At 71.7% G+C, this 3,304-nt stretch carries 3 protein-coding genes; 1 reads left to right on the top strand and 2 read right to left on the bottom strand.

Annotation, left to right across the window (positions count from 1 at the left end):
- Positions 1-96: 96 nt before the first annotated feature.
- Positions 97-960, bottom strand: a complete 864-nt coding sequence (gene thpD, locus G6030_RS11310; RefSeq protein ID WP_182643194.1) for an ectoine hydroxylase — start codon at positions 958-960, stop codon at positions 97-99.
- Between the two features lie 108 nt (positions 961-1,068).
- Complete coding sequence (locus G6030_RS11305; protein WP_182643193.1) at positions 1,069-2,061, bottom strand: D-2-hydroxyacid dehydrogenase; 993 nt, start codon at positions 2,059-2,061, stop codon at positions 1,069-1,071.
- 85 nt (positions 2,062-2,146) lie between these two features.
- Between G6030_RS11305 and G6030_RS11300 the strand changes: the two genes are divergently transcribed.
- A partial coding sequence (locus G6030_RS11300) for an aminotransferase class III-fold pyridoxal phosphate-dependent enzyme (RefSeq protein ID WP_182643192.1) occupies positions 2,147-3,304 on the top strand: 1,158 nt, incomplete at its 3' end.

Here is a 3,304-nt window from a genome sequence, read left to right as displayed (position 1 = left end):
GCCCGGGAGGTCGGTCTCGACCCCCCGGGCGGCGGTGTGGACGGGCGGGACGCCCGGGACGACGCCGGCCTGCCCGACGTCAGCGCGTGAGCGGGCTCAGGGCCGACGCGCGAGGAAGTCCGGGCGCGGCGGCGTGCCCGCGAACGGCTCGACGAGCTCGTTCTCGACACTGTTGAACACGATGAACACGTTGGCGCGCGGCAGCGGGGTGATGTTCCCACCCGAGGCGTGCAGCGCGTTGCAGTCGAACATCGTCATGGAGCCCGCACCACCGGTGAGGACGTCGAGTCCGTGCTTGCGGTACATCTCCGTGATGTGCTCCTCGGACGGCACGCCCACCTTCGGCGCGGTCGTCACGAGCGACTCCTTGTAGTAGTCCTCGGGCGTCTCGCCGGCGCACTGGACGTAGTACTTGTGCGTGCCCGGCATGATCATCAGCGGACCGTTGTACGTCTCGTTGGGCGTGAGCGCGATCGAGGCACTGCAGGCCCGCGGCTTGGGCATGCCGTCCTCGGCGTGCCACGTCTCGAAGTCCGAGTGCCAGTAGAACGCGCCACCGGCGAAGCCCGGCTTGTAGTTGAGCCGGCTCTGGTGGACGTACACGTCGGATCCGAGGATCTGACGGGCCAGATCGATCGCACCCGACTGCTCGACGGCCTCCCACACGACCTCGCTGAGCTCGTGAACGTCGAAGATCGAGCGGACGGCCTGGCTGCCCTCCTCGCGGATGATCCGGGGATCGTCCTTCATCGCGGGATCGTCGCCGAAGCGCTGCAGTTCCTCCCAGCAGGCGTCGATCCGCGCGGCGTCCAGGGCGCCCTCGCGCTGGATGTATCCCTTCTCCTCGAACTCGAGGACCTCGGGATCCCGGCTACTCCCCCAGATGACGGGGTCTCGGCGTTCGACGATCTCCGGGCGCCCGGTCACGCGGGTCTGGTAGTCATCAACGGCAATGGTCACTACGACTCCTTTCTCTCCTCAGCCTGAAACCCCGGCTGACTCGGGAAAACGAGGGGTGCCGCCCTCGTGGGGCCGACCGTATCCGTGTCGACGACCTCGGACAACCCGTCAACCGCTGACGTATCCTCGACTCTTGTCCACGGCGGGGCCGGGCTCGCCGCCGGCGAGCCACGTGCGCAGATGGTCGCGGAACTGGACGGCGAGCGTGTCGCGCCAGCCCTCCACGTCGCCGGACATGTGGGGACTGATGTGCGCGCCCTCCAGCGTCCAGAGCGGGTCGCCCTCGGGGAGGGGTTCGACGACGAGGACGTCCAGGTGCGCCGAGAGCCTGCCCGCCGCGATCTCGGCCGTGAGGGCGTCCTGATCGATGAGCTGTCCGCGGCCCACGTTCACCACGTGTGCGCCGTCGGGAAGTGCGGCGAGCTCCGCGGGCCCCAGCATCCCCCGGGTCGCCTCCGTCAGCGGCGCCACCATGACGAGATGGTCCACGTCGCCGAGATGGTCGACCAGGCGGGCCGAGTCCAGGACGCGGCCGAAGTCCTCGTCGTCGTCGCGTGGTCGACGTCCCGCCCCGGCCACGTCGAGCCCGACCGCCCGCAGCAGCCGCGCGGTGGCCCGGCCGATCCCGCCGGTACCCACGACCAGGGCGCGCCGGCCCGCCACCCGCGTGGTCTCCCGGCGGTGCCACACCCCCGAGCGCTGCAGGGCCTCGGTCTGGTGCAGGAGCTTGTCGTGCGCCAGGACGCAGGCCAGGACGTACTCGGCGATCGGCCCGTCGAACACTCCGCGGGCGTTGGTGACCAGGACGTCCGAGTCCCGGAGCTCGTCGAACAGCAGCTTGTCGACGCCGGCGGCGGCCACGTGCACCCAGCGCAGCGAGTCCGCGGCGTGCCAGGCGGAGGCCAGCGCCTCCGAGAAGAAGTCCCACAGGAGTAACACCTCGGCGCCCGGGAGCGCGTCGGCGAGGGTGTCGGCCGTGCACTCGCGCACGTCGGCGAGGTCGCGGATCTCCTCGAGGGTGGAGGGCGGGGCGACGCCGTCGGCGGTGAGGACGACGACGGTCGGGCGGGCGGCGCGGTCGGGATCGGGATGCGGCGTCATGGGGACACCGTAACGCGGCCGCGCGGCGGGAACCCGCAATCGTCGGATTGTTGACAATCGACCGGGGCGGCCACACACTGACCGCATGACCGCGCACCTGTCGCCCCTTCTCAAGCAGGCCACGCCCGTCGTGGTGAACCACGCCCTCGGCTCGTGGATCCACGGCACCGACGGCCGCGACTACCTCGACTTCACGACCGGCATCGGCGTGACCAGCACCGGGCACTGCCACCCCGACGTCGTGGCGGCCGCGCGCGAGCAGTGCGGGAAGATCATCCACGCGCAGTACACGACCGTCATGCACCAGCCGCTGCTCGAGCTCACCGCCAAGCTCGGCGAGCACCTGCCCGCCGGGATCGACTCCGTCTTCTACGCCAACTCCGGCTCCGAGGCCGTCGAGGCCGCGGTCCGCCTGGCGCGCATGGCGACGGGCCGGCCGAACATCGTCACGGTGCAGGGCGGCTTCCACGGGCGCACGGTGGCCGCGGCCAGCCTCACCACCGCCGGGACCCGCTTCTCCGCCGGCTTCTCGCCGCTCATGAGCGGCGTGGTCATGACCCCGTTCCCCCACGCGCTGCGCCACGGGTGGACCACCGACGACGCCGTGGACTTCGCCCTGGCCGAGCTCGACTACCTCATGGCCACCCGCGTCGACGCCCGCGAGATCGCGGCGTTCCTCATCGAGCCCGTCCTCGGCGACGGCGGGTACATGGCCACTCCCCCGCGCTACCTGCAGGGACTGCGCGAACGCGCCGACCGGATCGGCGCGCTGCTCGTGCTGGACGAGGTCCAGGCAGGCATCGGGCGCACCGGCCGTTTCTGGGGCCACCAGCACACCGACGGCCTCGTCCCGGACGTCATCATCACCGCCAAGGGCATCGCCTCCGGCTTCCCCATCTCCGCGATCGCGGCACCCACCGAGCTCATGGCCAAGGCCTGGCCCGGCTCCCAGGGCGGCACCTACGGCGGCAACGCCGTGGCGGCCGCAGCGGGGGTCGCCACGCTGGGGGTGGTCGAGCGCGAGAACCTCGTGCAGTGCGCTGCCGAGCGCGGAGCCCAGCTCCTCGACGGACTGCGGCGTAGCCTGGCGAACGTGAGCGAGATCTGCGACGTCCGCGGGACCGGGCTCATGCTGGGTGTCGAGTTCGGCGATCCCACCGCGCCCGCCGGCAGCGCCGGGGCGCTCGAGGCCGCGCGCCTGGCGGCGGCCGTCCAGCAGGCGTGCGTGGACGAGGAGCTGCTC

It is taken from the genome of Dietzia sp. E1 (assembly GCF_014145015.1).
Taxonomy (GTDB): Bacteria; Actinomycetota; Actinomycetes; order Mycobacteriales; family Mycobacteriaceae; genus Dietzia; species Dietzia cinnamea_A.
The sequence above is the reverse complement of the archived record's forward strand: the minus strand, read 5'-3'. Positions and strand labels throughout refer to the sequence as shown.

What these genes read in the sequence shown, in the direction of transcription:
- G6030_RS11305 (WP_182643193.1), bottom strand. Translation starts at nt 2,061, where the DNA reads ATGACGCCGCATCCCGATCCCGACCGCGCCGCCCGCCCGACCGTCGTC.